Here is a 25322-nt window from a genome sequence, read left to right as displayed (position 1 = left end):
CCTATCTCACTCCTTCCTTCAACACCAGGCCTGTTAGACAGAAGGGGCCAGGGTTCCAAGAAAAGACAGCAAGGGGGGAGGGGCCTGAGCTAGAGTTGAGTTAATGTGTCTGCTGTGGGTCGAGAGCGGCCGGTCGTGGGCGTCTGCTATCGACCCAGGCTGTGTGAAAACGCCTGCGATTGTCTAACCTTCTGATCGTCGAGGTCGTGGTGGGGACGGTCATGAAGCGATTCATCGAAGGGGAGTCTCGGACGCAAGTCACGTTGCTGCCGGAGTGCCTGGACGATTACATCACCGAAGAAAATCCAGTTCGGGTGGTCGACGTTTTCGTCGATGAACTCGACCTGGGATCACTCGGCTTCGAGGGTGTCGATCCGGCTGCAACGGGTCGTCCGGCCTACCATCCAGCAGTCCTGCTGAAAATCTACATCTATGGCTATCTCAATCGGATTCAGTCCAGCCGCCGGCTTGAGCGTGAGGCCGAGCGCAATGTCGAGCTGATGTGGCTGACGGGGCGATTGGCGCCTTACTTCAAAACAATTGCCGACTTCCGTACAATGGTAAAGCCATTCGCAGCGTCTGCCGGCAGTTCGTTGTGCTTTGCAGCAACCTTAATCTCTTCTCTCAATCGATCAGCGCCATCGACGGCAGCAAATTCAAAGCCGTGAATAACCGCGACCGCAATTTCACTCAAGGCAAAGTGAAGGCGCGCATGCAGCAGATCGAGCAGAGCATCGACCGCTATCTAGCGGCAATGGATTCAGCGGATCGGGCAGCGCCGGAAGTGGCTGAGGCCAAGACTGAGCGGTTGAAAGACAAAGTCGAAAAGCTGAAACAGCAGATGCAAAAACTCAAGGACATCGAGGCGCAGCTTAAAGCCAGTCTCGATCAGCAAATCTCGCTTACCGATCCAGATGCCCGTTCGATGGCCACAAGCGGCCGAGGCTCCGGCACAGTTGGGTACAACGTACAAACAGCAGTCGACGACAAACGCCATCTGATCATTGCCCATGAGGTGACCAACGTTGGTAATGATCGCGGGCAACTGAGCAATATGGCTAACCAGGCACGTGAAGAAATCGGTGCTGAGGCGCTGACGGTGGTTGCTGATCGAGGCTATTACAAAGGCCCGGAAATCCTTGCTTGCGAGCAAGCTGGCATCACCACCTTTGTACCGAAACCACTGACATCGAGCAGCAAAGCGGATGGCCGATTCGGCAAGCAGGACTTCATCTACATGGCTGTTTCGGACGAATATCGATGCCCCGCGGGCCAGTTGCTGACGCGCCGGCATTCCTCGGTGGAAGACGGCATGTTACTGAACTGCTATTGGTTTTCAGGATGCCAGAACTGCTCCATGCAGAAGCAGTGTACGACCGGTAAAGAGCGGCGATTAAAGCGCTGGGACTGCTTGGCTAAGGCAACCATGACTAATGTGCTCCTTGAGCGCGAGAATATCTGATTTTGGATTAGAAGGATTACGACTTGTTTCGATTTGGTAAGCTGCCGATAAGTGGAATGCATATAGCAATTATTGCTGTCTTCCTTTGTTTACATGCAGGTTTTGTCGCCTGGTTCGTATGGCCGGAAACTTCAATCAGTAGAGCGAGGGTGTGTGAGGTAGGTGGTTGCGCTGATGAGGTTTTTTTGGTTCATGGAAAGGTAAATGAACTAGGTGCGCGGCGGGTAAAAAAAGAACTAGAGGAATTGATTGCTGCGCATCCTGAAATTCAAAAAGTATGTGTGTCGTCGAGAGGGGGCGTAAGCGACAGTGCGATGGAAATCGCCGACGCCATTTTTTCTCACAGTTTGGAAACTTGCTTGGCACTCAAGTATCGGTTGGAGGGCGCTGCTGGAAATTACATTGAAGGGGAGTGTCAGTCAGCATGCATTTGGATGATTTTAGCAGGTAAAGACAGGATTTTGTACGACGATCGTCTTTGGCTTGGATTTCATGCGGCTAGATATCGAATCGGCGGTATAGCTGTTGCAGATCTCCCAATGTATATAAGCAGGTTGACTCGCTACGTTAGTGCGCGCAAGGGGGGATATGAGGATATAGAGCCCTTAACTAGTCTCACATGGTGGGCTTTCCAGCAGGGAGCAAATGTGGAAACCACAAATTGCACCGCTCGGGAAGTACAAAACCTATATCCGTATTTCACCACGGTTCGCTTGGTCAGTAATGCGCCTTATGAGCGTTGTGGCATTGTGCCGCCAGAAAAGGTAGAAAGGACTCTCTAGAGTATATCTGTTCTTATAGCTTCTTATTGACGCGTACGGTCCGTGCTAGATCCTTTTTGATGCTACTTGCTAATTCAATATCAATTTTTAGATCAGAAGAGGCGCAAATGCGCCCCTTTTGTATTCTGCAAGGCTCAGTACACGCCGCCACCAGCGCTGCTGGTCACAGTGCTTTCCTTGAACTTGCCAGCGAGGGCGTGTAGGCCTCGCATTAGCACTGTCCTGTCTACACCTCTACTGCCACGAAGGTAGCCCCCAGCTCAATCTAACGACGAGCCAGTTTTTCGTCGGTGGTGAGGATTCCCGGCTTTGCGTGCCTTGCCAATCCTGATAATAGAATCTTCAATGATTGCCTGGACTTCTGGGTGGAGCTACAAGGATTTACTGCCTTACTTCAAGCGTGCTGAGAATAACAGTCGGCTTGCTGGCCCATTTCACGGGACGGACGGGCCAGTGCGCGTCTTCGACGGTTTACACCGCCACCAACCGAGCGATGCGTTCATCGTCGCTGCTCAGCAGGCTTCTGGCGCACCAGGACTTGGCGTGTACGAGGAGAACCACTCCAACACCGAATCACGCAACGGCTTCAAACTCAGCGGTAGCGGCACAAAGGGTGCCATGCTACCTGTGGAGATCGAACGGCAGCCGCGACTCGGTGGCCTACCGGGTGAATATCGCGCAGGGTATAACTACAGCAGTACTGACTCCAAGGATGAAGGTTCGACCGAACTCACAGCTCGTACGCCATCCAGGTAGTTAAGGCTGTGGATGATGCTAGGGGGGAAGGTGCAAGCCTCCTCCTGATCTCTCGCACGCGATGACGCGGCTCTCGACTGGCCTCCAGTTGCTCATATTCCCGTATTCAACGTACAGAGCCTTGGCGAATGATTGGTAAATCAAATCGAATGTTAGGGCGCCAGTGTCATCCGACGTTGATTTCATTGCACAGGTTGGCCTAGGTCGTGGCATGGGTTGGGGCACTCTCAAACGAGTGCAGCGAGCTAGCAAAACGTCTACTATGCAACTTTATCATCCAGCATAAGGAATATTTTTTATGTCTCGACTTGCAGAGTTTCGGGAACTTGAGCGCAATTTGGCTGCGCAGCTCGCCGAGCTGGAAAATCTGAAGAATGACGCTGGCTTGAAAGAAGAAATCGAATTCGAAAAAAAGCTTCGCTCGCTGTTGGAGACCTACGGGTTTAGCTTGCGGGACGTGATTAATATCCTCGATCCCAAGTCCGCCCGTCGAGCCTCTGGAGCGCCTGCTCCGAAGCTTCAGCGGAAAGTTCGGGAAGTCAAAATTTACAAAAATCCTCACAATGGTGAAGTGATTGAGACGAAGGGCGGCAATCATCGTCTTCTGAAGCAGTGGAAGCAGGAGCATGGTTCGGATACCGTGGAATCTTGGCTCACGCGCTGATACGTATCATGCTGAAGGGATTTTGAAGGAAGAGGGGCTCATACGAGCTTTCGGAGCACCAGCCCCCTGGGTAATTTCCGTGGAACGGGTAAATAGATTCATAGTCTGCATCTACGGTCCCTTCACCACGCCTGGGTGACTTGAACACAGCCGTAATCATCTATGAATGCGGGGGCTTGCACGCTCGTGGTCCGCAGTCTCTGATCGATAGGCTGAGGAGCGCAGGTCTAGGCGGGCTGGGCTCTGAGGGCACATCCGAGTCAGTTTTTCCTAATGTCGACGATGTTCGAGTTTTCCATTTGCGCTTTCAGTTTTCGGTTTTCGAGGACAAGCATTTCATTCAGTGAGGCCAGTTTCGCGACCTGAAGGCGAAGTTCTTTGATCTCTTCTCGGTAATCCGCGCTTTTTCTCCGCTCTTCCTTCAGCTGATCGTGTTTCACGTCACGCTGCATACGGCTAGATCTACCCTGGCGCAGACGGATGTCTTCGGCAGCTTTTGGATAATGGTTGTGAATGAGGGCTGGCGAAATTCCAAGCTCGCGAGCTACGGCCGAGATGCTGACCTTAGTTTCACCAATCTTGGATCGGCCCTTCTCGATGGCGGCCGCAGCCAGCAAGATTTCTTTTTCTCGGTCTTGATGCGGCTTACGTGGCTTGTCCAAGGTTAGTCTCCACATTGATACCAAGATCACCAAGCACTGCGGCGTAACGCTTGAGATCCCTGTTGACGCGTATGATACCTGGCTCGCCAATGTCCTTACAGTCGAGAAGATTCTGTAGGTTGCCATAGAGTGCTTGATAGATGGGCGCGTGCTCCTTGCCAATAACCGCGTTGGTACAGTCACCGCAGCGGCTCCGTTCCACGGTATTTCCAACGCACCCGGTGTCATCGGCTGTACACCATGAATGGCCATTGCTTCGGATCGCAGTGCTCTCAGCAATCGATTTGATCATCGTCGCGTGATCCGGAAAAATTGCCAGATTCAGGGGATCGCGTTGCCAGCCTTTCAGGCTTCGACCGTACCCGCCTCCGAGATTTTTCTCGTCGATCCACTGCGAAACCACTCCCTCTTTAATCAATTGCTCCTCACTCTCTACCTCGAAAAGCAAGTCAAGGTCAAAGTGTTGACCCCAAGTATCATCCATCGCGTATAGCAGAGTCATGTCCATGGACCAGTGCTTGAAATGTTCTTTCAAATAGCGGAGGTCGCCAAATTTGCTGTGGGCAGCATAGTTTGCAAATTTTCGACGAAACTGGTGCGTTGTTATTTCCCAGTTCAATCCCGCACTATCAACAAACTCTTGAAGGCGAACATTCCACCCTGAGTTGCCGAGGGAACGGCATCCTTCAACACCTCCAGATTTGTTGGTTGCAAGAAACAACGCTTTAGCATGCTTCGCGGCACGTGCTATTTCCGGATCGCGAGGATTGGCTTTGCGTCGTGCTGCAATCTCTATTGCAATCTTCTTTTGATAGGGCTCCGCCCACCGCTCCATTATTCGAATCGCTCGGACGGCAACGGGTGGTACCATCCAGTCGGAAGGTCCAGCATAGGTTTTTTCCGACACGGCTCTCATCCAATGATATATTTCGCCATCATCATCTTCGGTTTTATGATGAGATCCGTTCTGTAGATTAGCTAGCTCATGATTGCGACATCCTGATGTCGCAGCGATAATGATGTAGCAAGAAGTTCGAAGGTCAGTTAGTTCTTTTCTTAGATCAAAAGGTTTGTGGGGGTAACCTAATTTCAAAAGCGTTTTGTTTTTTAGGGTTCGTTGTTTTCCCTCAGTGATTGGCAATTTATTTATCTTCTCCATTTCGTCTCTCAGGTTGAGCAAGTAATCAGCCTTCTCTACCTGATCATGTGCTTTTTTGAACATTGCACAGAAAATGTCGTCTGGGATCAGTGGTGTTAAGCTCTGGTGTTTGTGAGGGGCGTTTGCCCCAGTTCTATTCGCAAGAATCACAGCTGAAGAGTCTGGCCAAGGATGTTCGATCAAGGGCGTTTGAATCGCCCCTGGTTTTCTAGACACTCTCCAAGCTCAGGAAATAGCGTTTCTCATACTCTACTGGAGACAGCTGCATAGCACTGCTGTGTCGGCGTTTAGGGTTATAGAACATCTCGATGTAATCGAAAATATCACTTCGGGCTTCTTCACGGGTTGTGTAGATCTTTCGTCGGATTCGCTCTCGCTTCAAAAGCTGGAAAAAGCTCTCGGCTACGGCATTGTCGTGGCAGTTTCCCCGCCGGCTCATGCTGCTGATTACATTGTTGGCCTTCAAAAAGCTTTTCCAATCCGAGCTACTGAACTGACTGCCTTGATCTGAGTGAATCATAACTTGCTGCTGAGGCTTGCGTCGCCAAACAGCCATCAACATCGCGTCGATAGCCAGGTCGCTGCACATCCTTGGCTTCATTGACCAACCAATTACTTGGCGTGAGAACAGATCCAGCACTACCGCGAGGTAGAGCCACCCTTCATAGGTGCGGATGTAAGTGATATCTGTCACCCAGACCTTGTTCGGCTCACTTACCTTGAACTGCCGCGCGAGGTGGTTGGGCGAGGCCACTGTTGGTTTTCCACCATAGAACCCTGGACGCCGCCGATAGCCCGTTTGAGAACGCAGTCCCTCCGCCTGCATCAAGCGCCTGACTCGATTTCGGCCGCATTCCTCTCCCAGCTCACGCAGGTCATCGTGAATTTTGCGGTAGCCGTATACACCTCCGCTTTCCAGCCAAGCGTGTTTGATCAAGCCAAGCAGACGTTGATCTTCTTTTGCTCGGGCAGATTGAGGCTCGGCCAGCCAGGCGTAATAGCCGCTGGGGTGCACCTTGAGGGTTTGGCAAAGGCGCCGCACCGGGTAATCAGTCGAGTGCTTCTTGATGAAGGCGTACTTCAGCCGCACTCCTTGGCAAAGTACGCGGCGGCCTTTTTTAAGATGTCTCGCTCTTCCGTCACGCGCTTGAGTTCAGCGCGTAGCTTGCGCAGTTCGGCCTGCTGATCGTCGTCTTGCTGACGCTGCTCTTGGGGCTTGCTGTAGACCTTGATCCAGGCGTAAAGACTGTGCACGGACATGCCCAGGCGCTGGGCGACATCGGCGACAGGTTTGCCTTTCTCGGTCACTTGCTTGACCGCTTCGATCTTGAATTCTTCGGGGTAACGCTGACGACTCATGGCACCTCCTATTTGGGCCTCATTATGAGGCTTGGAGGTGTCTACGAAACCAGGGGCGATTCAGTTTTGGTATACTGGCTCAACTCATAAAGCGCCTCAACTCCTACGAAGCGTTGTACAAGGGCCGATTTGCCGAGTGGTTTTTTTGTAATGTCGCTGATCAAGCTTCTGCTTTCATGCACGAAGTTGCTGAATATGGGTTGTTGAAGTTTTTGAATGTCAGGTAGTCCTAGTCTTTCCAAATATTTAATGAAAGGATTCAGGGATACTACAAATCGATGGGCTGAACTTTCTTGAGCTTTGCGTCGGCTGTCACGGCCGCGAGTTAAATAGCAGAAGGCAACTTCTTTTATTGTTTGTCGGTAAACTTCAGGGTAGATTTCAAACTGAATCGAGGATGGATATTTTCCTGTGTTGGTTGGGGTGTTGTTAAAGTGCCAGGTGTCGTCGCCGAAACGACTTAAAATAACAAACTCGCCGTCAATCACTACGGCAGACACTATTAGACGGTTCTGGTAGTCAATCGAGGTTTTGCTGAAGTCCACTGGTTTGGGGAAAAATGGCTCGGAAGGGGGTGCAATAGATTCCATTACGCAATTACCTCTAGGGTGGGGATTGTATCGGCGCTCCAAAATGGATGAGGGTTTTTGTGAGCAAGAGCTTTAGCGTCATCAACCTGTTGCTGCTTGAAAATACCCCGGCGGAGGCCTTCCGCGATTACATAAATATCAATAAGCCTGGGTATGTGGGAGAGTTCCTTTTCCCAGCGGTGTTTCGAGATTATATTGCGCTCACTGTATATCCGAAAGTAAAAGCTGAAAAGCTTATAGAGATCTTCAGCAGTAATCACAAAGTGCCTACATCTTAAACAATTAAGAAAGCTAGTGCAGAGCCCTTGCTTCTCGTTCGGGTCCGGGGTGTTGCTGCCATTGGAGCACTTCGCAACGGGAGTTTGGTGATAGGTGGCTCCAATTGTTTTTGTCAGCAATTCGCTCACCAGAATTTCCCCCATAAATCGCCATTTCTTTTTGCTTTCCAGTGATGCTGCCAAATAGTTAGTATCTGTTACCCTGGCGGTATTGCCTAATGCACTTGCGACCCCATAAATATCACCGTCTAGAATTTCATAAACCCGGTTCGCAAATGTCTTTCTGAAACGGCTGATATTCAGTCTGAGGGGGTCCCCATTTGCGTCGGTTAGTCCATGCGTTGACACTAGCTTTGTGGTTGCCGAGCTTATTGCTCGGGGGGACAGCCGCTTGACAGTGCCCACGGTTTGATATTCTTGGCTATGATACAACCAAATGCAGTCATCGAATTCTGGATGCTGATTGCGAAGTAAGGCGGTTCTGAAAATGACTTGCCGTATTAAACGCTCGACACTGAACCTAATTGAAGTCGTTGACTCCGTTCCTCCTTCGCCATCGTTGTTGCTTTGTAGGATTATTTTGCTCGTATTGTGTCCGCGGTTCTTCCAGAGAGATAGGAAATATGTATTATCTTTAGGGTGCGGCCTGAGGCAGTCGGATGTCATCTCACGTAGCGGTGTCGTGTTTCGTCCCGTGTGAAACGCAACTACCAACAAACAATAGCTAATCAGATCGCTTGTGAGTGGTTGGTGAAGATCCCAAATCGGAAGAATTGCTGCTCGCAGTGCCTTAATGGCTGCTTTTTTTTCTTTGTTGGTGAGTGGTGTCTCGCCCTGCTGAAGTTTGTTGCTATTCGGGAAGGGATTCGTTGGAAAGGTCTTGTCTTTCCCATGAGTAACAACTTCTATGATGCCACGGCGCCCCAGCGGTACCAGTAAGCACTTAACATGAGCGTAGTGATTACGATGAGAGGTGATAGCCCCTCCGTGGCTTGATAGGTGGCGAATGAACTCATCGAGGAACTGGCGATTGATATCTTGTGGTGTGAGGATGCTATCTAGGGCATTAGCTCGTAGCGCCGCAAAATCAAGCATCCTCGTGATTGAGGTGTAGACTGAGCATACTGTATATACTTCCAGTTCCTTATCTTGTTTGGCAAAAAAACGAAGAATTTGAACGTGGCAGATATAGGTGATTGCATCAATTTTTCCGCCGTACCACTCCGCAAAGCTGAGGCTTGCCCGTTGGAAGGTGTTAGGTGGTATTTCCACAATCGGATTAGCAATGAGTTCCTGAATGCTTGGGTTCTTGAATTTGAGGCTACCGTCTATCTCAGGAATGGATATGTCGGTAGTGCTGAATTTCTTTTTTCTACCCATCAGCTGATCCTATTTCATTCAGTTCGTCGTCATACTGGAGTACAGCATTGTCGACGTAATCATTTGCAATGTGTAAGTAGATTCTGGTTGTTTCTATCGAGCTGTGGCCAAGTTGGCTGCTCAGATAGATTAGTGGGTCTAGGTCGAGTCGGGACCGCTGCAAAGAAATCAACGTGTGGGTGGCGTAAGAGTGTCGCAGCATGTGTGGGTGTACATCCAACCCTATTTTTTTTCCGATGTCACGCACAATTTTTTCTAACCCTTTTCCTTCATTGGCGTAAGGCTGGCCATTTTGGTTCAGAAACAGTCTTCCGCTGTCGCCAGCCCCTAGTGAGCATCTTTCGCCGCGATGCTGAGTAATGTACTGGTCAACTTGAAGTAGGAATTTTCGACTCACGTATACATCTCTAATTGTACCTCTTTTAGTTTTTATCCCAAACCCGTCAGATGGATCAAGGCGGAGGAAAATATTTCGAGTTTTTCCCCGGTCGCGCAATGCTTTTTTGATGTAATCAATAGGGATGGTGGCAAGCTCCATCCGGCGCAGACCCGTGCGCAGCGCAAAGCTTACGAGCATTCGGTGGTGTACGTTTTGAATGGAGCTAATGAGTGCTTTGATCTGGTCTCTAGTTAAATATTTTGGGAGGGTTTTAAGCTTGCGGGGCATCGCATCGTTAGCTTTTACCTTGTTGCCGCGCGCGTCAACGTGAGCTAAGAACCCGCTTCCGGTCTTTGCGGATCTAACTTCGAAGTCGTGGGGGAGGTTTGAAATCCAGTTCCTTTTATACGCATATTCATAGAATTTACAGACGTAATGCATGCGGTGTCTGACTGTGTTTCTTCCGTGATTGTGCTCAGTGAAGCAATAATCGCGATACGCGCTTAGTAGTGTTTTGGACTCCTCTCTATCTACGTCCCACCAGTCTAGGTTGTGGGCCTGTAAAAATGAGAAGAAGTCGTAAAGAGCCTGGCCAGTTGCGTTCCATGAATCACCTGAGCTTATTTGTGCTCTTGTCAGGTGACTTCTGTAAAAGTCATTTACAGGGATGCAGCTCTCCATTGTGTCCCATAGGAGAATTGGCATCCCAGCTAGGGGACGGCCTGAGAGCTGATAATCCTCGGTTGCCCAGATCAGGTGCATGAGTAGGTCCTTTCAAGAGCAGATTTCGTGGGAGGTGGCTGGGGCTAGCCAGCTGAGTGGGGTGGGTATGAGGAGATGCTAGCACTTCACCTAACAGATGGTACGCCCCATAACATCATGTATACCTCCGGCACCACCGGCAAACCCAAGGGCATCGTCCGCGAAAATGGTGGCAACGCGGTCGCGCTGTGCTACGCGATGCGTCATATCTACGGCATGCAGGCCGGGGATGTGTGGTGGGGCATTTCCGATGTCGGCTGGGTGGTCGGCCATTCGCTGATCGTCTACGGGCCGCTGATGAACGGCTGCACCACGGTGTTCTATGAGGGCAAGCCAATCCGCACACCGGATGCCTCGGCGTACTGGCGGGTGGTCGCGCAGTACCAGGTCAATGCCTTGTTCTGCGCACCGACCGCCATGCGTGCGATCCGCAAGGAAGACCCGGAGGGCGAACTGATCCGCAAGCATGACTTGAGCTCGCTGCGCCAACTGTTCCTGGCTGGGGAAAAGCTCGATTCCAGCACCCATGAGTGGCTGGAACGGGTCACCGGCAAACCGGTGCACGACCACTGGTGGCAGACTGAGACCGGCTGGCCAGTGACCGCGCCTTGCGTGGGGCTGGAGGGCAGTGCGGCGCGGCCGGGATCGAGTAACCGCGCGGTGCCGGGTTATCACGTGCGCGTGCTGGATGATGAAGGGCATTTGCTGGGCCCTGATCAGCAAGGCTCCATCGTCATCGCCCTGCCGCTGCCGCCCGGGTGCAGCCAGACCCTGTGGGGCGACCATGATCGCTACCTGCAGGCATATCTGCAGACCTACCCGGGTTACTACCACACCGGGGACGGCGGCTACCTGGATGAAGAGGGCTTCGTCTACATCATGGGCCGCACCGACGACGTGATAAATGTCTCCGGGCATCGGCTGTCCACGGGTGAGATGGAAGACCTGGTCGCCCGCCACCCGGCGGTGGCCGAGTGCGCGGTGATCGGTGTGCATGACGAGATCAAGGGCCAGGTGCCGCTGGCGCTGGTGGTGCTCAAGGATGGCGAGGGCATTGCCGAGGCACAGTTGCTGGTGGAGCTGGTGGGCAGCGTACGTGAGGAAATTGGCGCGCTGGCGTGTTTCAACCGGGTGCGGCTGGTCAAGCGCTTGCCCAAGACGCGGTCGGGGAAAATCCTGCGGGCGGTGCTGCGCAAGATTGCCGATGGGCAGGCTTATGTGCCGCCTTCGACCCTGGATGACCCGGCGGTGCTGGGGGAGATCGAGGCGGTGCTGGCGGATTTGCCACGGGCTGGCTGATGCGGTGACCTCTCTGGCCTCTTCGCGGGGCAAGCCCGCTCCTACAGGTACAGCACATGCCGTGAGAACGGTGGTGTACTTGTAGGAGCGGGCTTGCCCCGCGAAGAGGCCGGGTCAGGCAATAAAGCTTTCGGGTCCAGCCTGATGCAGTTGCCCTAATCGGCTCCGTGTCCGCATCAGGTCAGCCAGCGGCCCGCCAAGGCTTTCTTCCAGTGGCCGCTTGCCGATCACGGTCACCTGCCGATCCTGGTCATACAGCACATCCACCAGGTTGACGAAGCGCTGCTGCGCCGCCAGCGAACACTCCGACAGATCATCCAGCCCATCGATGATCCACTCGTCGTACTGGCCGGCCAGCACCAGGTAGTCGATGACTGCGGTGGCCTTTTCGCACAAGTCGTCAAAGGCCAGCACCACCCGCCGGCCATCGATGGCCAAGGCGCGCAGTGGGCGTTTGTTCACCTCCAGCATCACCGGTTGCTCCTCCGGCACCTTCAGCGCCTGGCGCTGCGCCGCGTCCCCCGGCCACACATAGTGCCCTTGGGTGAAGCGCTGGTGCTGGCGGTTGGCCGGCAGGCTGCGAAAATCCGTATCGCCACCGACTTCGAGCACTTCCATCGAGCTGTTGATCAGGCGGATCACCGGCAGGAAGCGCTCGTGGTACAGCGGGTTGGGCAGCAGCCCTTCAGGTGCGTAATTGGAGGTCACCAGCAGGAAGATGCCGCGGGCGAACAGGGCATTGAACAGCCGGGTCAGCAGCATGGCATCGCCGATGTCATGCACGTGGAATTCATCGAAACACAGCACCTGGCAGTCGCCCAGCAGCTGGTCCAGGGTGGCGCCCAATGCATCGTCCAGCAGGCGGTGCTGGTGCATACCCTGATGCAGGCGGGCAAAAAAATCGTGGAAGTGCAGGCGCCTTTTGGCCTCGACCGGCAAGGCCTGGAAAAAGCCATCGAGCAGCCAGCTCTTGCCACGGCCGACTGAGCCATGCAGATAGAGGCTGCGAGGTTGGCCTCCCTCCAGCAGCTGCGCAAGTTGCCTGGCCATGCTGTCGATGACCCGGCGTTGGCCATCGCTGAGCTGGTAGCCGCGGCTGGCGGCCTTGTCTTCGAACCAGCTGAGCAGCTCGCTCTGTTGAGGTGCGACAGTGCGCAGGCGCTGGCTGAACTGGCGCAGCGGGGCAGGGATCCAGGCGGACAAGGCGAAGCCTCCTTGGGCAAATGCGGAGCTGCGCGCAGCTTGCCCGAGGCGAGCGGTTTTGACCAATACAAAAAGTGCCAGGCATCTATCGCCTGGCACGATGTTTTCAGGCCTTGCGCTCCAGTTGGCGCTCGATCATGTACTTCACGGTCAAACGGCGTTCTTTCAGATGGCGCAGGTCTTCGTCGACAAAGTTGCCGGCCGAGATCGATTCGGCCGCCAGCACCTGGTTGTCGATGTCCATGTACTCGTCGAGCAGGCGGTCCAGGGCCTTGTCCTGCTGGCGCCGCTGCTGAACGATTTCGCGCGGATAGTGCAGGTCCTGGTAGAGGTCGTGGGATACGGGCATGGGGTCCTCCTTGGTCAATGCAGTTCGCTTATCTGGTTGGAAGGGAGGAATGCGATTGTGTTGAAGCGAGGCGGTGGAAAAACGACGGGTGGTTGCCCTAATGGGCCATGAAAACGGCTCGGAACCACTAACTTGCTGTTTTAAAGCATTTTTTTTCACGTTGGGGGTTTACAGGGAAAATCTATGTGTTAAAGTGCCGCGCATTCCAAGACAACAACCCAGTTGTCACTCAGTTGGAATTGTCAGAGCAGCATCAGCTGCATCCGATACAGGGGCGTCGCCAAGCGGTAAGGCAGCAGGTTTTGATCCTGCCATGCGTTGGTTCGAATCCAGCCGCCCCTGCCATTTTCTCTCTTCATAAATACCTATTCCTGATTCAGTGCAGATGACAATCGGCGCTGGGTTTTGCCGTTTCTGTCTCCTGCACCGGCCTATTCACGGCGGTTCGGCGCGCCGATAAAACCGCTCCCACAGGAGTGGAGCGGGCAAGGGTAGGTCTATCCGGCCACCCGCAGCAGTTCATTCAGCACCCTGGCCAGCTCATCTGCCTGCACGGGCTTCTGCATCACCAGGCTCCCTGGCACTTCCAGCCCTTCCAGCTCCGCATACCCGGTCAGGAACACCACCGGCAACTGCGGGTAGCGGTCGCGCGCCGCCAGGGCCAGTTGCCCGCCGTTGAATTCGGGCATGGCAAAGTCCGTCAGCAGCAGGTCGATGTCGTCGTCCAGCAGGGCCAGCGCCTGCTCCCCGCTGTGTGCCTGGCGCACCTGGTAGCCATACTGGCGCAGCACGTCGCCGAGCATGTCGCGTACCAGGTGATCGTCATCCACCAGCAGCACCGTGTGGTCATGGCCACTGTCATCGCTCGGCAGGGCGGCTGTCGGCGCTACAGGATCGATGGCCATCTCCTGCTTCACCGCCGGCAGATACACCGCCACCTGGGTGCCATGGCCAGGCTCGGTATCGATGCGCACACCGCCGCCGGATTGCTTGGCAAAGCCGAACACCTGGGCCAGGCCCAAGCCGGAGCCTTTGCCGATGTCCTTGGTGGTGAAGAACGGCTCGAATACCTTGGCCAGCACCTCATCGCTCATGCCGCAGCCGGTGTCACGGATGCTCAGCATCACGTACTCGCCGGGCTCGGGATCTTCCGGGCGTTGCGGCCGGGCCTTGATGCGGGTGTTGCGGGTCGACAGGGTCAACTGGCCGCCTTCGGGCATGGCGTCGCGGGCGTTGATGGCCAGGTTGAGGATGATCATCTCGGTCTGGGTCGGATCGGTCAGCGCCTGCCACAGGCCGTGGTCCAGGTCCAGGCGCACCAGGATGTTGCCGCCGAGGGTGCGGCGCAACAGTTCTTCCAGGCCGGTGAGGGTGCGGTTCAGGTTCAGTGGCACCGGCTCCAGGCGCTGGCGGCGGGAGAAGGCGAGCAATTGCGAGGTCAGCTTGGCGCCGCGCTCACCGGCTTCGCGGATATGCGTCAGGCGGCTGCGGGCCTTCTCCAGGTTACCCTTGGCCAGGTCGCGTTCAAGGAAGCTGGCGCCGGTGAGGATGACCGTGAGCAGGTTGTTGAAATCGTGGGCGACTCCGGCGGTGAGCTGGCCGACGGCCTCCAGCCGCTGCATCTGCTGCAGCGCCGCCTCGATGCGTTCGCGCTCGGTGATCTGTTCGCGCAGGCGGGTGTTGGCCTCGGCCAGGCCCAGGGCCGTTTCGCGCTCGCTAGTGATGTCCCGTGCCACCACGTAGAGCAAGGTGTCTTCCGGCACCACCACCCAGGACAACCAGCGCAACTGACCACCGGCATGCTGGATGCGGCCGACGAAGCGGGCGCTGGTACGGCCATGGGCGAGGGCCGCCAGCTCGGTGAGCAACGCCTCCTGATCCACTTCGGGCAGCAGGTGCAGCAGCGAGGTCTGGCTCAGGCGCTCGCGGGAGAAGCCCAGGCTGGCTTCCCAGGCCGGGTTGAGGGCCACCGGGGTCAGGTCCTTGTTGAGCACCGCGAGCAAGTCCTGGGACAGCTCCCAGGCACGGTCCCGCTCACGGGTGCGGCGCTCGACCCGTTCGCCGAGCATTTCGTTGAGCTGCCTGAGCGCCTGGGTCGCCTGGCGCTGGGTATGGATGTCCTGCAGTACCCCGGAAAACCGCGTGCACTGGCCGTCGACGAACTGGCACTGGCCGCTGCTGAGCAGCCAGCGCGGCTCCAGGCCGTTGGGTTGGGCAATGCGGAACTCGACCCGGTACAGCCCGTCGCTGTCCGGGCGCATGGCCTGCTCGACGGCTTCGCGGACCTTGGCCTGGTCGTCGGGGTAGATGCCGGCATAGAACACCTGCAGGCTCATCTCGGTCTCGACCGGCAAGCCGAACAGGGTCTTGCAACGGTCGTCCCAGACCAACTGGCCCTGTTGCGGCCGGAAGTCCCAGGTGCCCATGCCGGCGGCATCGATGGCGATGCGCGCGCGGGCCTCGACATCGGCCAGGGCTTCTTCCGCGCGGCGCCGGCGCTGGCGCTCCTGCACTTCGGTTAGGGCGCGGCGCACGGCCTTGGGCAGCAGCGGCAGGTTTTTCTTCAACACATAATCGGTGGCGCCCAGGCGGACCATTTCCACCGCATGTTCTTCACCGTAGATGCCCGAAAGAAAGATGAATGGCGTGTCGGGCGCCAGGCGCTGGGCAATGGCCAGCACCTCGGTGCCGGAAGAACCCGGCAGCACGCAGTCGCAAAGAATCAGGTCGAAGCTGGCCTGGTGCAGCGCGTGCTCGACGCCGACATGGTCGAACACCAGCCGTGATTGCACCTGCAACCCGCTGCGCTCCAGGCGCATCAGGGTCAGCTCGGCATCCATCGAGCTGTCTTCGACCATCAACAATTTGAGCGGTGTCGGCAACATCTTCGCGGGGGCCTCAGTTGCTGGCGCGACGGTTAAGGCGCAGCGAGCCGGGAGGTGGCTCGTTGAGTACTGCCCAGAATACCCCCAGGTCGGAAATCGCCGCGACGAACTCCTTGAACTCCACGGGCTTGACCACGTAGGCATTGACCCCCAGCTCATAGGCGCGCAGCAGGTCGGGCTCTTCGCGGGAAGAGGTCAGCATCACCGTCGGGATGCTGCGCAGCTCCGCAGTGGCGCGGACTTCCTTGAGCACTTCCAGGCCATCGACCTTGGGCAGTTTCAGGTCCAGCAACAGCACCGCCGGGTTGCCATCGTCGCGATTGGCGTAAGTATTGCGCCGCAGCAGGTAGTCGAGGGCTTCAGCGCCGTCGCGCAGGACGATGACCTCGTTGGCCAGCTGGCTGCGCTCCAGCGCCAGCAGCGTCAGCTCCAGGTCCCGGGGGTTATCTTCGACCAGCAGGATGGGCTTGAGCATGGTGATACGGGTACCTCAGTTGGTTGCGGGTTGACGGGGCAGGGTGAAGTGGAAGCTGGCGCCCTGGTCGACCTGGCCTTCGGCCCAGACTCGCCCATCATGGCGCTCGATGATCCGCCGCACGCTGGCCAGGCCGATGCCGGTGCCTTCGAAGTCTTCCATGCGGTGCAGGCGCTGGAATACCCCGAACAGCTTGTTGGCGTAGGCCATGTCGAAGCCTACACCATTGTCACGGATATACACTTCGGTCTCACCCCGGTGCTGGCGGGCGCGGATCGCGATGTGGGCGGGTTCACGGCCACGGGTGTATTTGATAGCGTTGGCGATCAGGTTGTGCAAGGCCATGTTGATGAACGCCGGGTCGGCGATCACCTTGGGCAGTGGCGCGATGTCCCAGACGATGTCGCGGCCTTCATAATCGGGGGCCAGTTCTTGGCGAATGCTGTCGACCAATGTGTTCAGGTCGACATCCGACAGGCGCAACGCCGAGCGGCCCATCTGCGAGAAATTGAGCAGGTTGTCGACCAGGCTGCCGGCGAAGTGCGCGGCTTCATCGATGTGCTGCAGGAAGCGCTTGCCGCGTTCGCTAAGGCCCTGGCCCTCGATTTCACCGAGCAGCTCGGTGTAGCCGGCGATATGGCGCAACGGGGCGCGCAGGTCGTGGGACACGCTGTAGGAGAAGGCTTCGAGTTCCTTGTTCGAGCGGCGCAGCTCGTTGGCCAGCTGCGCCAGCTCCTCGGCCTTGCGCAGCACGATCCCCAGCACTGCCGTGCGCAGTTCGAGCACGGCTTCGATCACCAGCGAGTCCCAGGGTTGGCAGTAGCCGCTGATCTGTTCCTGCCAGCGATCGAAGCTGTTTCGCGGGTTGAGCGCACCCTGGGCGCCGATCTGTTTGTCGGGGCGCCCGGCCCAGTCGACCGTGCGCACCTGCTCGGGGCGGAACCACAACAGGTAGTGCGAGTGAATCTGCGAGATGGCCACTGCCAGCACGCCGCCGGCATGGGCAGCCAGCTCTGGCAGCTCATCGATGTCTCGGCGCAGGTTGTCGCTGTGGAACACTGCCTCCTCGCCGCGTTGCTCCAGCCAGTGCACCAGGCCCGTGACTTGCGCCGCAGGCGGGGTCTGGCCGATCAGGTCGCAGCGCTCGGCAGAGATGACCGCCGCGCCACTGGCCCCGGCGAACGCCAGCAGCACCTCGGGCAAGTCGCGCAGGCCCTCGCTGACGCTGTCGTGGTCGGCCATCGACGAGATCATGCGCACGATGTGCTGGCGCAGGTCGAGCAACTGGCGGGTCCTGGCGTGCGACAGGCGGGTCTCGATCTGCAGCGACAGCACGCTGGCCAGCAGTTCGCAGGCGGTGCGGGTGCGGAACTCGACCACGCGCGGCTGGGCGTGGTGGCAGGAGATCAGGCCCCAGAGCTGGCCATCGACCACGATCGACAGCGACATCGACGCCAGGGTGCCCATGTTGCGCATGTACTGCAGGTGCACCGGTGACACGCTGCGCAGGGCGGCGAAACTCATGTCCAGGGGCTTGCCGGTGCGCGGGTTGATGGCGGGCACTAGGGGTGAAGCCTGATAGTTGGCATCTTCGATCACGCGGATGCGGTTGACGCGGTACAAGTCGCGGGCCTGGCGCGGGATGTCCGCAGCGGGAAAGCGCAGGCCGAGGTAGCTCGGGTAACCGACGTCGGCCTGCTCGGCGAGCACTTCGCCATTGCCCTCGGCGTCGAAGCGGTAGGCCTTGACCCGGCCGAAGCCGGTGATGCGCTTGACCTGCACCACGCACTGCTGAAGCAACTCTTCGAGGCTGTCGGCATTGTGCAGGCTGCTGACGAATCCCCGCACCAGCGGGTAATAGTCGCCCTGGTCGGCCAGGTCTGCAGGCTGGCGGAAGGGCTCGAACTCGGCGAACAGCACCTGGTCGTGGCGGTGCGTCAGCAGGCGCAGCGTGTCTGTGCAGGGTGCCCCTTGGCGCAAGCGTAGATCACCGATATGAAACGGGAAGGCCTCGTCGTTGGGCAGCCGTTCGAGCCTGGCGCGCAGGTCGAAGCTTTCGCTGACCACGTCGGCGAAGGTGCAGCCCACCAACTCACGTGCTGGCAGGCCCAGCCACTGCTCGACGTTCTCGCTGGCCTGGAGGATGCGCAGGTCGTGCTCATCCAGCACCAGCAGAAAGCCGTGCGGCCGGATGCCGCCGGGTATCTGGATCGGCTCCTCGGCGCAACGCTCCACGGCGGCGGCGAGCGCGTTGTCTGCAGTCGTCAATGGAAAGGCTCCTGTGATGTTCGTCCATGCGTGCCGCGTTAGCGGCCCATGGCCATTGGAGGCATAGGATGCCCAAGGGTTCGACTTGGCGGGGAAATTTCTGCCCGTTTCGCTAGGGCTTTGTCGTTAACACAAAAGAATGGCACCCCGCCATCACGATTCGGCCACCTGCTGCTACGCTCAAAAGTACGGTAGAAGAACAAGGATCACCCAGTGACGGAACGCTTTCTGGCCGTGCTGTTGGGCCTGTTTTTGAGCGGCATTGCCGGGGCGGCGGACTTCCTCGTGGAAGTGCGGGTCCTGGTAGAGCGTGGCTGCATGCTGACCCACCAACAGCGTGATGCGGATGCACAGGCCCTGGGCGTGATCGACCTGGGCACTGCCGCACGCCTGGATGGGCCCGGCGGGCCATTGAGTGGTGTGCTGATCAACCAGCGCCCACCGCGCCTCGAGTGTAACCCCGACACGCCTTACCAGGTGCGGGTCGACGGCGGCCAGCACGGCGGCGTCGGCGAACTGCGGTTTCTTGGCAGCGACGATGGCAAGGCCAGGCCGATCCCGTATCGGCTGTACCGCGATGCTGCCTGGCGCGAGCCGGTTGTCGTCGGTGTGGCCCATGCCGCACGGGTACCGGACAGCGGTTCGGTTGTGCTGCCCCTTTACGCCCGGATCGACAAACTGGCCTGGGTGCCACGCGCGGGGCAGTACGCCGACCTGCTCAAAATCACGGTCACCTGGTAGCGAGGCCGCCATGCACAAGGACGTCACGCCATGAACCGCACATCGATCCTGTTGCTCAGCCTTGGCCCGCTGCTGCTGCCCAGCGGCGCAGTGCATGGCACCACCACCGGTTTCATCCAGGCGCGCCTGGTGATAAGCGCCGCCTGCCAGATCAACAGCGGCGACCAGCCGCCTGCCACCCTCGGCAACCCTGGCCTGATGGATTTCGGCCAGCGTGGCCCGAACTGGGACACGCCGCTGCGCAGCCGGGTCGACGAGGCGAGTGGCGAGGGTAGTTTGCAGATCAGCTGCACGCCCGAGGTCAGGGCGTTCAATGTGCGCATCAATGGCGGCCTGAATGGCGACGATGGCGTGCGCCGGCTCAGCAACGGCCGTGAAATGATCCCCTACCAACTGGCGGTCGACCCGGGTGGCAATAACCGCTACGGCATCGGCCAGGCCCGAGCCTTCACCATCAGCAGTTCCGAGCAGGTTCCTATTCCCATCTACGGTGTGGTGGTGGCGCAACCGCGTGCGCTGCCGGCCGGGCTGTACCGTGACACCCTGAGAGTGACTTTGGACTGGTAAACGACGCAAGGAGACTCCGATGCGAACGACTTTCACCCGTTGCATGCTCGCCGGCCTCGGCCTGGCCATGGCAGCTCACACCCAGGCCGCCACGGTGACCGGGACCATCACCTCGACCTTGACCCTGACCTCGGCATGCCAGGTCAATGGCGCTGGCGGCACCTCAGGGTTGAACTTCGGTGCCCTGAACTTCGGCACCCAGGAAGCCCTGTTCACCACGGCCAACGCCCAGGTGCTGGGTGGCGGCGGTGGCGCCATGAGCATCCTCTGCTCGGCCGGCACGGTACCGGCGATCCGCGTGCGTGCTGGGTCCCATGACGGCCAGTCGACTGGCGGTACGCGTGCGCTGGCCGACGGCGCCGGCAATTTCGTGCCCTACGACTTCTACACCGATGCCGGGCGCACTACGTTGCTGGCCATCGACGGCACCATCACCTTGCCGACCAGCACCGGCGTGGCGCAGACCGTCAACCTGTATGGCCAGGCGCGCGGCAAGGCCGGCCTGCCGGCAGGGACGTACACCGACACGGTGGCGGTCGAGCTGTCGTTCTGAGCCCGGTTCGCCGCCATGCGCGCCTGGCTCGGTGGTTGCCTGACGGGGCTCGGCCTGTTGCTGGCCACGCCTCTGGATGCGGCGACCAGCAGTACTTTCCAGGTGAGCGCGCAGATCGTTGCCGGTTGCCTGGTGGTGGGTGGGGTGACCAGCTATGGCGTGCTCGATTTCGGCACCCAGTCGGCGCTGTCCACCGGCATTCTCAGTACCTCGCTGGGCGGTACCACGGTGACCTTCCAGTGCACCCCCGGGGTGACCCTGAACATGAGCCTGGACGGTGGCCAGAACAGCGCCAGTGGTACGCGCAACCTCAAACGCACGGGCGGCACGCAGGTGCTGGCCTACCAGTTGTACCAGGACGCAGCTTACAGCCAGGCCCTGGGCATTGGCCAGAGCGTGGCGGTGAGCTACACCGACGCCACGGCCATCAAGTTGCCGGTGTATGGCCGTACCCAGTTGCCCGGCACCTTGCCGGCCGGGACCTACACCGATGTGGTGCAAGTATCGGTGACCTGGTGAACACACCAGCACCCAAGAAAAAGAGACCAAGGAGAGCGGTATGGGGGTAGGCGCGAAGTGGGCGCAAGGTGTGATCGGTTTGTTGCTGTTGGCGAGCCTGCCGGCGGGGGCAGCCACCTCGGTGCTGATCTGGCCGATCGACCCGGTGCTGGAGGCTGACCAGAAGGCCGGTGCGCTGTGGCTGGAGAACCGTGGCACGGCGCCGGCGAGTCTGCAGGTGCGGGTGTTCGCCTGGCGCCAAGGCGACTACCAGGAACAGTTCCAGGCCCAACGCGAAATCATCGGCAGCCCGCCTGTAGCCACCATTCCCCCGGGGCAGAAGCAACTGATCCGCCTGACCCGCACTGGCAGCTCGCCGGTCGGCCAGGAGCAGGCCTACCGCATCATCATCGATGAAATCCCTTCGCCATTGCCGACCGATGCCGCCAGTCAGGGCACCACGGCGGCGATCCGCCTGCAGATGCGCTATTCGGTGCCGCTGTTCGTCTATGGCGAAGGGCTGTGGGGCAAGGCCGACCCGCAAGGCAAGCGCAATGCCGACGGTGTCGGCAAGCCGCAGCTCAGCTGGCGCCCGGTGATGGTGCAAGGCAAGCCCTATGTGGAGATGCGCAATACCGGCCCGGTACATGCACGCCTGACCGATGTGGTGGTGCAGCACGGTGGCCAGGGTAAACCCTTGGCCGAAGGCCTGCTTGGCTATGTGCTGCCCGGTGCCAGCATGCGCTGGCCGGCACCGGTTGCGCCGAACGCTGGCAGCGTGATCAAGGGGAGGGTGAACGGTCAGGAAACGGCCGAAGCGATCCGGCAAGGGCAATGAGCCCGCCGCTGAGTGAAGGGCAGGGGCCATGGAGGACCTGGCAATGGTCGGAATCCGTGTGTGAGATGGCTGTCGCGGGCTTCGCGCCGCTGGTGCCTGGGGCTGACCTTGTTCAGCCCCTGCCTGGTGCTGGCCGACGACCTGCCACCACCGCCCAGCGAAACCACTGCCATCGCCGACGCCACGCTGTACCTCGACCTGCTGGTGAACCAGATGCCCAGGGCTGAGCTGGTGCCCGTGCAGCAGCGTGCCGGCCGCCTGTTCCTGGACAGCGACGTGCTGCGTGGCCTGGGTGTCAAGCTGCCGGGCAACCCGCAAGGTGAAGTGGCGCTGGACGCTGTGGCAGGCTTGCACACCGATTACGACAGCCAGAACCAGCGTTTGCTGCTGCAAGTGCCACCAGCCTGGCTGCCGGACCAGCAGGTCGGTGACCGTGGCCTGTACCCGGCCAGCGAGGCGCGCAGCAGCTTCGGCGCCTTGTTCAACTACGACCTGTACCTCAACGACACTGATGATGGCGGTTCCTACCTGGCCGCCTGGAACGAACTGCGCCTGTTCGACAGCTGGGGCACGTTCTCGACCACCGGCCAGTGGCGCCAGTCGTTCAACGGTGCGCAGAGCGATGCCAACCGCCAGGGCTTCCTGCGCTACGACACCACCTGGCGATTTACCGACGAGCAGCGCCTGCTGACCTATGAGGCCGGCGACTTCGTCACCGGGGCATTACCCTGGACCAGCTCGGTGCGGGTCGGAGGCATTCAATTGTCTCGTGACTTTGGCGCGCGTCCGGACCTGGTGACCTATCCCTTGCCGGCCTTTGCCGGCGAAGCGGCAGTGCCAACCTCGCTGGACCTGTTCATCAATGGCTACAAGTCCAGCACCACCGAATTGCAGCCCGGTCCCTACACCCTGACCAACGTGCCGTTCATCAACGGCGCGGGCGAGGCAGTGGTGGTAACCACCGATGCCCTGGGCCGGCAGGTGTCCACTACCTTGCCGTTCTATGTCACCAGCAGCCTGTTGCAAAAAGGCCTGTCGGACTTCTCGGTGGCTGCCGGCAGCCTGCGCCGTGACTATGCCGTGGAAGATTTTGGTTACGGAACCGGCGTCGCCTCGGCCAGCCTGCGCCACGGCGTCAGCGACAGCTTTACCCTGGAAACCCACGTCGAAACCGCCGAGTCGCTGCTGCTCGGCGGCCTGGGCGGCAACATGCGCCTGGGCACTTTCGGCGTGCTCAATGCGGCCTTGGCGCAGAGCCGGTTCGAGGGGGAGCAGGGCCACCAGGTCGCCCTCGGCTACCAGTACAACAGCCAGCGCATCGGCTTCAGCTATCAGCGCCTGCAGCGGTACGGCGAGTACTCGGACCTGACCCGGGTCGACCTCCCCGATATGCAACTGAGCCAGCGCAGCGAGCAGGTGACCCTGAGCGTCAACCTCGACCAGTACGGCAGCCTCGGCGCCGGCTATTTCGATGTGCGCGCTGGCGACGACACGCGCACCCGGTTGATCAACCTGAGCTGGAGCAAGCCGCTGTGGGGCAACAGCAGCCTGTACCTGTCGGCCAACCGCGAGGTCGGCGACAGCAGCTGGGCGGTACAGGCGCAGGTGGTGATTCCGTTCGACTTCGGCAGCACCCTGGCGGTGAGCACCGAACGCAGCAAAGATGGCGAAAGCCTGCAACGGGTCAACTACAGCCGCGCCGTGCCGGTGGGCGGTGGCGTCGGCTACAACCTCGGCTATGCCAGCGGCAGCGACCGCGATGCCTACCGCCAGGCCGACGTCACCTGGCGCCTGCAATCGGTGCAGTTGCAGGCCGGGGTGTACGGCAGCAGCGGCGAGATGACCCGCTGGGCCGACGCCAGTGGCTCGTTGGTGTGGATGGACGCCGGGATATTCGCCGCCAACCGCATCGACGATGCCTTCGTGGTGGTCAGCACCAGTGGCTACGCCGACGTGCCGGTGCGTTACGAAAACCAGGAAATCGGCCGCACCGACCGTAGCGGCCACCTGCTGGTGCCGTACAGCAGCGGCTACTACCGCGGCAAGTACGAGATCGACCCGATGAACCTGCCGCCTGATGTGTTGGCTGCCGAGGTGGAGCAACGGGTGGCGGTGCGCCGCGGTAGCGGCTACCTGCTGGAGTTCCCGCTCAAGCGCGTGCTGGCGGCGAGCATCGAGTTGGTCGATAGCCATCAGCAACCGCTGAAGCTCGGCAGTACGGTCACCCACCAGGAAAGCGGCAGCCAGGCGGTGGTCGGTTGGGATGGCTTGGTGTACCTGGAGAACCTGTCGCCGCACAACCGCCTGCAGGTGGCGTTGGAGGGGGGCGGGCAGTGCCAGGTCGAATTCGATCTGCCGGAATCGGCAGGCTCGATTCCGCTGATTGGTCCGCTGGTATGCAGATGAAAGGCCTGTTGTGCAGCCTGCTGCTGCTGCCGGCTGGATCGGCCTGGGCGCTGTGCTCGTCGGTGGCAACCCAGCCAGCGGGATTCGGCACGGTCAACTCGACCCTGGTGCGTACCACGGTACAGAGCGCGTCAAGCACCAACGCCGGGTTGCAGTGCACCGGGTCGCTACTGAGCCTGCTCAGCTCCACCGACCACTTCTACGCCACCATCACGCCCGCCACTGGTGGACTGGTCGGCCCTACCGGCGACGTCATTCCGTACACCCTGTACGCCGACAACAGCACCAGCTATCCAATCACCCGCGGCGTTGCCTTTGACTTCGCCCGTAATGGCATCCTCGATCTGCTGGGGTTGCTAAATGGCACCACACCCAAGTCCGTGCCGCTGTACATGAGGACCCAGGTCGGCAGCAACGTCGCCGCAGGTTTGTACCAGGAGACCCTGACCATCGCCTGGAGCTGGAACTACTGCTCGGGGATCGGCGTTGGCAGCATCTGCCTGGGGCGCGACATAGGTTCGGGCAGCCAGACCCTGAGCGTAAGCCTGACGGTCAGCAACGATTGCCAGATCACCACGCCCAACATCAGCTTCGGCAGCGCGCCGGTAGTGGCGGGGTTCGGTACCGTGAGCCAAAGCGTGAGTCTGTCGTGCACCAAGGGGAGTGCCTACACAGTGGGCTTGAACGATGGGGAGAATGTGTCGGGCGGGCGGCGGCGGATGAAGTCCACGGCCGGCAACTACCTGGCCTATGACATCTTCAAGAGCGCCGGTACCGTGCGCTGGGGCTCGCTGACCACGGCCAGGCGCTCCAGCAGCGATGCCGACGTGAACCCCGGAAACGGGACCGGGACGGGGAGCCAGGTGTTCAACTACAACGCCAAGGTCTATACCGACCAGGCGACACCGCCAGCGGCGAGTTACCTCGACAATGTGATTCTTGATGTGCAGTTCTGAGGGGGCAGTCCTGTGCTGGCCTCTTCGCGGGACAAGCCCGCTCCTGCACGA

The 25322-nt window shown here is 58.9% G+C and carries 20 protein-coding genes, 1 tRNA gene and 4 pseudogenes; 13 read left to right on the top strand and 12 right to left on the bottom strand.

Annotated features, from left to right (window positions below; genetic code table 11):
- Window positions 1-221 precede the first annotated feature (221 nt).
- Window positions 222-1408, top strand: a pseudogene (locus tag ACOKS3_RS18835) (IS1182 family transposase); the annotation flags it as partial.
- A gap of 77 nt (window positions 1409-1485) precedes the next feature.
- The gene (locus ACOKS3_RS18830; protein WP_140400455.1) at window positions 1486-2244 is read left to right on the top strand and encodes a hypothetical protein; all 759 of its coding nucleotides are present in this window, start codon (window positions 1486-1488) and stop codon (window positions 2242-2244) included.
- Between the two features lie 134 nt (window positions 2245-2378).
- On the opposite strand, the pseudogene ACOKS3_RS18825 reads toward ACOKS3_RS18830, so the two are convergent.
- A pseudogene (locus ACOKS3_RS18825) lies at window positions 2379-2612 on the bottom strand (2-keto-3-deoxy-L-rhamnonate aldolase); the annotation flags it as partial.
- 169 nt (window positions 2613-2781) lie between these two features.
- Between ACOKS3_RS18825 and ACOKS3_RS18820 the strand changes: the two are divergent.
- Window positions 2782-2958: pseudogene (locus tag ACOKS3_RS18820) on the top strand (carbohydrate porin); the annotation flags it as partial.
- A gap of 340 nt (window positions 2959-3298) precedes the next feature.
- Window positions 3299-3664: a histone-like nucleoid-structuring protein, MvaT/MvaU family gene (locus ACOKS3_RS18815; protein ID WP_087535173.1), complete on the top strand. Its 366-nt coding sequence runs from the start codon at window positions 3299-3301 to the stop codon at window positions 3662-3664.
- Window positions 3665-3924: 260 nt separating this feature from the next.
- Here ACOKS3_RS18815 and ACOKS3_RS18810 read toward each other — a convergent pair whose 3' ends face one another.
- From ACOKS3_RS18810 to ACOKS3_RS18785, 6 genes are all read right to left on the bottom strand, one after another.
- Window positions 3925-4326 carry a TetR family transcriptional regulator gene (locus tag ACOKS3_RS18810; RefSeq protein WP_236166877.1) on the bottom strand — a complete coding sequence of 134 codons (402 nt, stop codon included), beginning with the start codon at window positions 4324-4326 and terminating at the stop codon, window positions 3925-3927.
- The gene (locus ACOKS3_RS18805) at window positions 4310-5701 is read right to left on the bottom strand and encodes a site-specific integrase (RefSeq protein WP_463581451.1); all 1392 of its coding nucleotides are present in this window, start codon (window positions 5699-5701) and stop codon (window positions 4310-4312) included. Before ACOKS3_RS18805 ends, ACOKS3_RS18810 begins: the two co-directional genes overlap by 17 nt.
- Window positions 5694-6844 (bottom strand): IS3 family transposase gene (locus tag ACOKS3_RS18800; RefSeq protein ID WP_087535084.1). Its coding sequence is split into 2 segments (ribosomal slippage): window positions 5694-6610 and window positions 6610-6844, totalling 1152 coding nucleotides; the frame shifts between segments, so codons are not numbered across the junction. Before ACOKS3_RS18800 ends, ACOKS3_RS18805 begins: the two co-directional genes overlap by 8 nt.
- 41 nt (window positions 6845-6885) lie before the next feature.
- Window positions 6886-7434: a hypothetical protein gene (locus ACOKS3_RS18795; RefSeq protein ID WP_463581450.1), complete on the bottom strand. Its 549-nt coding sequence runs from the start codon at window positions 7432-7434 to the stop codon at window positions 6886-6888.
- Window positions 7434-9092 (bottom strand): hypothetical protein, encoded by a 1659-nt coding sequence (locus ACOKS3_RS18790; RefSeq protein WP_087535169.1) that lies wholly within the window; start codon window positions 9090-9092, stop codon window positions 7434-7436. The genes ACOKS3_RS18795 and ACOKS3_RS18790 overlap by 1 nt, the downstream gene beginning before the upstream one ends.
- A complete protein-coding gene (locus ACOKS3_RS18785) occupies window positions 9085-10233 on the bottom strand; it encodes a tyrosine-type recombinase/integrase (protein WP_087535168.1) in 1149 nt (382 codons plus the stop codon). Before ACOKS3_RS18785 ends, ACOKS3_RS18790 begins: the two co-directional genes overlap by 8 nt.
- Before the next feature lie 105 nt (window positions 10234-10338).
- On the opposite strand from ACOKS3_RS18785, the pseudogene ACOKS3_RS18780 reads away from it, so the two are divergent.
- Window positions 10339-11532: pseudogene (locus tag ACOKS3_RS18780) on the top strand (AMP-binding protein); the annotation flags it as partial.
- Between the two features lie 114 nt (window positions 11533-11646).
- Here the strand turns inward: ACOKS3_RS18780 and zapE are convergent.
- A complete protein-coding gene (gene zapE / locus ACOKS3_RS18775) occupies window positions 11647-12735 on the bottom strand; it encodes a cell division protein ZapE (RefSeq protein ID WP_422763503.1) in 1089 nt (362 codons plus the stop codon).
- Window positions 12736-12841: 106 nt separating this feature from the next.
- Window positions 12842-13084, bottom strand: coding sequence for a hypothetical protein (locus ACOKS3_RS18770; RefSeq protein ID WP_027593905.1), 243 nt, complete (start codon window positions 13082-13084; stop codon window positions 12842-12844).
- A 270-nt stretch (window positions 13085-13354) separates the two neighbouring features.
- On the opposite strand from ACOKS3_RS18770, the gene ACOKS3_RS18765 reads away from it, so the two are divergent.
- Window positions 13355-13429 (top strand) — tRNA-Gln (locus ACOKS3_RS18765).
- Between the two features lie 152 nt (window positions 13430-13581).
- Here the strand turns inward: ACOKS3_RS18765 and ACOKS3_RS18760 are convergent.
- The 3 genes from ACOKS3_RS18760 to ACOKS3_RS18750 are packed head-to-tail and all read right to left on the bottom strand — an operon-like array spanning window position 13582 to window position 18730.
- Window positions 13582-15969 (bottom strand): response regulator, encoded by a 2388-nt coding sequence (locus ACOKS3_RS18760; RefSeq protein ID WP_422763504.1) that lies wholly within the window; start codon window positions 15967-15969, stop codon window positions 13582-13584.
- Between the two features lie 13 nt (window positions 15970-15982).
- A complete protein-coding gene (locus ACOKS3_RS18755) occupies window positions 15983-16444 on the bottom strand; it encodes a response regulator (RefSeq protein ID WP_103448127.1) in 462 nt (153 codons plus the stop codon).
- 15 nt (window positions 16445-16459) lie between these two features.
- A complete protein-coding gene (locus tag ACOKS3_RS18750; protein WP_103448126.1) occupies window positions 16460-18730 on the bottom strand; it encodes an ATP-binding protein in 2271 nt (756 codons plus the stop codon).
- 195 nt (window positions 18731-18925) lie between these two features.
- Between ACOKS3_RS18750 and ACOKS3_RS18745 the strand changes: the two genes are divergently transcribed.
- From ACOKS3_RS18745 to ACOKS3_RS18715, 7 genes are all read left to right on the top strand, one after another.
- Window positions 18926-19453, top strand: coding sequence for a Csu type fimbrial protein (locus tag ACOKS3_RS18745; RefSeq protein ID WP_103448125.1), 528 nt, complete (start codon window positions 18926-18928; stop codon window positions 19451-19453).
- 30 nt (window positions 19454-19483) lie between these two features.
- Entirely contained in the window at window positions 19484-20020 is a 537-nt protein-coding gene (locus ACOKS3_RS18740) for a Csu type fimbrial protein (RefSeq protein ID WP_103448124.1), read from the top strand.
- 19 nt (window positions 20021-20039) lie between these two features.
- The gene (locus ACOKS3_RS18735) at window positions 20040-20573 is read left to right on the top strand and encodes a Csu type fimbrial protein (protein ID WP_103448123.1); all 534 of its coding nucleotides are present in this window, start codon (window positions 20040-20042) and stop codon (window positions 20571-20573) included.
- Between the two features lie 15 nt (window positions 20574-20588).
- Window positions 20589-21092 carry a Csu type fimbrial protein gene (locus tag ACOKS3_RS18730; RefSeq protein ID WP_103448122.1) on the top strand — a complete coding sequence of 168 codons (504 nt, stop codon included), beginning with the start codon at window positions 20589-20591 and terminating at the stop codon, window positions 21090-21092.
- Window positions 21093-21132: 40 nt separating this feature from the next.
- Complete coding sequence (locus ACOKS3_RS18725) at window positions 21133-21909, top strand: fimbrial biogenesis chaperone (protein WP_103448121.1); 777 nt, start codon at window positions 21133-21135, stop codon at window positions 21907-21909.
- A gap of 108 nt (window positions 21910-22017) precedes the next feature.
- Window positions 22018-24315 carry a fimbria/pilus outer membrane usher protein gene (locus tag ACOKS3_RS18720; RefSeq protein ID WP_422763563.1) on the top strand — a complete coding sequence of 766 codons (2298 nt, stop codon included), beginning with the start codon at window positions 22018-22020 and terminating at the stop codon, window positions 24313-24315.
- A complete protein-coding gene (locus ACOKS3_RS18715) occupies window positions 24306-25271 on the top strand; it encodes a Csu type fimbrial protein (RefSeq protein ID WP_103448119.1) in 966 nt (321 codons plus the stop codon). The genes ACOKS3_RS18720 and ACOKS3_RS18715 overlap by 10 nt, the downstream gene beginning before the upstream one ends.
- The last annotated feature ends 51 nt before the right edge of the window (window positions 25272-25322 follow it).

This window comes from Pseudomonas sp. HS6-2 (assembly GCF_049325675.2).
Classification (GTDB): domain Bacteria; phylum Pseudomonadota; class Gammaproteobacteria; order Pseudomonadales; family Pseudomonadaceae; genus Aquipseudomonas; species Aquipseudomonas putida_N.
Note: the sequence above shows the minus strand (reverse complement) of the source record. Positions and strands in the feature narration are given on the sequence as shown.